Origin of the sequence: Beijerinckia sp. L45 (assembly GCF_009765775.1) — a bacterium.
Classification (GTDB): Bacteria; Pseudomonadota; Alphaproteobacteria; order Rhizobiales; family Beijerinckiaceae; genus RH-AL1.
Map to the genome: position 1 here is coordinate 1 of NZ_LMUU01000062.1, position 4,374 is coordinate 4,374.

Sequence of the window (4,374 nt, forward strand, 5' to 3'; positions counted from 1 at the left end):
GCGCTCAGGCCGACCATGAACTAACATAAACCCCGGACCACTCAGTGGGGACCGGCCAAGCGACTCGTTCAATAACAATAGTATTATCGATGTCTAATGGCCGGAGGGTCGTCCGTCTATCGTGCAGTATCCCTTACCGCGAACTTTGAGCGAGCGTCGCAGCTCAGATGGACGATCGGCAGGTTTTGGGATCGGCGTCGATCCGCCCCAACTGGGCAGAGCCGCCAATATTTGCATGGCACCTTAGGGTATACCCTCGCGTGACGTAACAAGCGTCCCCCTCGAGTCGTAACATCTGGGTTGACGCCGACTATTTGTGACAGGGTAGCCTTGGGCCTAAACCTTGAGGTGACATATGGCCCGTATCGGTTACGCCCGCGTGAGCACACTCGACCAAGATCTCGATATTTCTCGTTCTGCCCTGGTGCACCACACAAGCCATGGCCGAGCATCTCAAGGAAATCAGTCTGGCGGTCGATCCGGGCGCCCATGCCGTCCTGATGCTCGACCAGGCCGGCTGGCACACGTCCGCCAAGCTCGATGTGCCGACAACATCACGCTGCTGCCTCTGCCGCCGCGCAGCCCCGAACTCACCCTGTCGAGAACGTCTGGCAATACATGCGCGGCACTGGCTGTCGAACCGCTCTTCACGACGTAGACGATATTGTCGGCCACTGCTGCGACGCCTGGAACAAGCTCACCGCCCAGCCATGGACAATCATGACCATCGGAATGCGAGAATGGGCTCACAAATGCTGATCAGCGCAGGTTGGTGTTAGCGAACAGGGGGGCGGGCGTGACCCAGCCCCTCGAATCTGCATAGGCCCAGATGGGGCCGCCTTGACCATTGTTCCAGGACATCACAATCCGGCGTCGAGGCCACGGACGAGCATCAGGAGCCGCTGGAACTCGGCGTTGTCTCTGTCGCTCTTCCAGAAGTTGATGAACTGGCAGACGATCTGTAGATTTCCCACCTCATAGTGTCCTGCGCTGTCGATCCGGTCGAGCGAGGGCAAGAGGTTCTTGTCGGCGGCGGGCCCGTGGAACTGAAACGCGATGCCGGTTAGTGCGCAGCGATTGTCCTGGAGATCGAGCAGGGAAGCGATCAGCTTCTCCAACTCCGCCGAGGTCATCCGCAATTCCTTGTTCTTCAGGACGCGTTCAACGATCTGGCCGTTCGCGTTTTTGACGGCGTTCTCAACTGCGAGGCGCATCGCGATGATCGATTTCTCGCGTCCGCCAAGGTAACGGACGTGGTCGCGCTGTCCTTCCGCATGCGCGAGGGCGCCCTCCGCCTCCAGTTTCAGAAGCGTCGAAAAGAGCCAGCAGAATGAATGCGCATCGACTAGGCGGACATTCTTGAGGCCGGCAGCCGCCTCTATCAGCAGGCGAAGTGCGTCAAGCGTCTCATTGTAGGAGGCGTAATTATCCCAACTGCACCGGCGCAGAGTCGAGAAGTCGCTCCCGAGCGCCCGGAAACCGCGGTCGAAGCCGGTCGGCTGGATCGGCATAAACCGGTCCATGTCCTTCAGAAAATAGAGGTAGGCGAGGAGCGGATATTTGCCGTCCGATAGCTCGCTCAACCGGTCGAACGTGCCGCCTTCATCGGCGTCGCCGCGGAAGAGGCTGAACAGTAGCGCCTCGAACTCGCGGCGCAGCTTCGGGTTGGATGTCGCCTCCAGGAGAGCGCGATGATCGCGGTTCGCATGGCCGAAACGGTTCTGCCAGAAGACAAGGTTGTTGGTGAGGTTCGTCCGGCTGTCCTGGATCTCGATCGCCTCGACTACACAGTTGAGGATCGCGCCCGAACCGATGCCGGCTTCCGACCAGTCGCCGGCCCTAAGCAGGACGAGTGCGTGGTCACGCAGGCGCGGCTTGTAGCTTTCCCAGTCGTGGATCAGTCCGTCGCTGAAACTCGAGAACGGCCGTCCGGAATTCGCTATGATCAACTCCTGAAAACGGGCGAAGCCCGCGCGGAAGGCGCTTGGATCGATGCGTGCGCCGGAGGTCACGGCCTTCGGCGCGCTTTCCGCGCCTGCATACCAGTCCAGAAATCTGTTCAGCGCGCCGCCACTGTCGACTTCGACCCGAAGCGTTGTTGGGTCGCGAAGCGGCTGGAGCGGCCCGTTGATGTTCGAGTTCGCGTTTGAGACTTTCTCCAGCAGGCGCACCCCGCCGAGGCTTGGGGGCGCGGGCGGCTGAAACCAGATGCGCGTTTCGCTCGCCACGCGATCGATCGCGAGAACCCGACCGGTTCTGGTCGCGAAGCCGGTCACATAATTAGTCGAGGTCTTGACCGGTTCGCCAAGTCGGGACCGTAGGATGCCTTCGGCGTCTCTAATCGTCAGCGTCATTCGGGCAGCACCCTTCCAGATCCGCGTCATCGTTCGGGCGCTCAGTTCTGCACGAACAGCGCCCACTCGTCATCGGAGACGTCGAAGGGATACGCTTTCCGGATCAGGCTCATACCTGACCATCCGAGTCACCACACCGACAGGTCCACAACAGCCTCTAGGTCAGCATTGGGTTGTGAGCGGGCCCCGCGGCTATGTCCGCCTCAATGCATCCCCCGGCCGGAAGCTGACGGGCAGAAAACCACCATGTGCGGCCTGAATGGCATGCTTCAGTCGGCGTCTGCTTTCGAGCCGGGCTCAGCGTTGCTGAACGACCGACTTCGGCGCACAGCAGACATCATGTTCGTTCCTCGCTGCCTTCAAGGCTCGAAACTATATAGCAATTTCAATGGTATAGGTGTTCGCAGTTTTGTTCCGAGTGGCGCGCCAACGGTTTCTACGGGTTGCGGCTTCCCTGCTCGCTTCGATTAGAGAGTATGGTTAGGGGAGGCTATCTGATCTGCCAGGTCGGACGTTCGCCGAGACGCAACTGAGCCGATCACCATCTGCGATGCTCCGATAATCGCCACTAAAAACCCGGTATGGCGCGCCTTGCCGAAGGCGCGACGCGCGGGCTTCATCGATGGCTGATGAAGATCGCGTCAAGGGCCGGGTAGAGCGGTGCGAAGCGTCCCCCCCTTACCACCCGCTGATCTTACGTCGTGCAGTTGCGCTTTGCGTCGGCCGAGCGCCGCCGGTTTCACATGACCGACGGGGGGCTATGCGGCGCCTGGAGAGCCCGTTCCGCAGCCTGGGCCGGCGGCAGATCGCTGTCCCAATCGCGGGCGGCTATCCGGCGCCCATTGATGGCGTTGGAGTCGTCGGCGCAGAGCCAGAGGGCGGGCGCAGCCATGATCTCCGGCGGCAAAAGGCCGCCTTCGACCAGGCCTTCTTGGCCGAGCGCGCCCTTGCCGGCCTTGAAATTTGGGGTCGCGCGCGTGCCGATGCTGCTGCCCCATATCAGCCCGGTATCGGAGGGGCCGCCGGGCAGAAGCACGTTGACGGTGACGCCGGTGCCGTCGAGATCCTTGGCCCAGACGACGCTGGACGCCTCGAGTCCGGCCTTGCAGGCTCCGTAAGGGTTGGCTCCCTTCCCGATCATCGTCGGGCGCGAGGTCGAAATGTTGATGATCTTGCCGAAACCGCGCGCCACCATGCCTGGCGCGACCGCCTTGGCCATCAGGAACGGGCCGACGAAATTGGTGTCGACGATCCGGCGATAGCCGTCGACATCGGCATTCCAGAAGGCGTAGCGCTCGCCCGGCACCGGTGCGGCTTCGGAGGAGGGGCGTCCGGCATTGTTGATGAGCACGTCGATCCGTCCGAACTTGCCTTCGACAGCCTCCGCGACAGCCTTGCAGGCCGCAAAATCGCTGACATCGGCCAGCATGCCGAGGCATCGGCCGGGATAGAGCGCATCGGCGCTGGCAACGGTTTCGTCGAGGTTTTCCTGCGAGCGAGCCCCTGTCAGCATCAGCCGAACACCTTGCTCCAGCAGGGCCATTGCCATGATGCGGCCGAAGCCGCGTGCACCGCCGGTGACGATCACCACCCGGTCTTTAAGGGACGAATATACCGTCATAGTGAAACCTCGGACCTCGACAGAAAAGATTGTCTGACATTCTGTTTATATGCTTAGCGGTCCTCATCTATCCCGGGAAACAGAAGCGTCAGCTCGATCGCGGCGGCGACGCGGCAGATCGTGGCCTCGTCGTGAAAGCGGCCGGCGATCTGCAGCGCCAAGGGCAGGCCACCGGCCGATAGGCCGCTGCGCAACGCGATCGCCGGATGGCCGGTGACGTTGAAGGGCGTGCGCGCCTGCCGTCCATAGGTGCGGGCGATCTCGGCTGTATCGTCGATGCGGCACGGCGCCTCCATCGAACTTGCGGTGAGTAGCACGTCGATATCCTGCAGGGCCGCCTCAACCGCTGCAATCAGCTGTCGCCGCCGCCGTTGTGCCTGCAACAGATCTTCCGCGCTG

General features: G+C 61.8%; 3 protein-coding genes and 1 pseudogene. 1 reads left to right on the top strand and 3 read right to left on the bottom strand.

The features are described from left to right. Positions 1–410: 410 nt before the first annotated feature. A pseudogene (locus tag GSQ79_RS29335) lies at positions 411–759 on the top strand (transposase); the annotation flags it as partial. A 101-nt stretch (positions 760–860) separates the two neighbouring features. Here GSQ79_RS29335 and GSQ79_RS06485 read toward each other — a convergent pair. The 3 genes from GSQ79_RS06485 to GSQ79_RS06495 all read right to left on the bottom strand — a co-directional run. Further along, the gene (locus GSQ79_RS06485) at positions 861–2,354 is read right to left on the bottom strand and encodes a hypothetical protein (protein ID WP_158807915.1); all 1,494 of its coding nucleotides are present in this window, start codon (positions 2,352–2,354) and stop codon (positions 861–863) included. A gap of 739 nt (positions 2,355–3,093) precedes the next feature. Next, positions 3,094–3,975, bottom strand: a complete 882-nt coding sequence (locus GSQ79_RS06490) for an SDR family NAD(P)-dependent oxidoreductase (RefSeq protein WP_158807916.1) — start codon at positions 3,973–3,975, stop codon at positions 3,094–3,096. A gap of 53 nt (positions 3,976–4,028) precedes the next feature. Beyond that, positions 4,029–4,374, bottom strand: a 346-nt coding sequence (locus GSQ79_RS06495; RefSeq protein WP_246725136.1) for an amidase family protein, incomplete at its 5' end; no start/stop codon positions are given.

What these genes read in the sequence shown, in the direction of transcription:
- GSQ79_RS06485 (WP_158807915.1), bottom strand. Translation starts at nt 2,354, where the DNA reads ATGACGCTGACGATTAGAGACGCCGAAGGCATCCTACGGTCCCGACTT.
- GSQ79_RS06490 (WP_158807916.1), bottom strand. Translation starts at nt 3,975, where the DNA reads ATGACGGTATATTCGTCCCTTAAAGACCGGGTGGTGATCGTCACCGGC.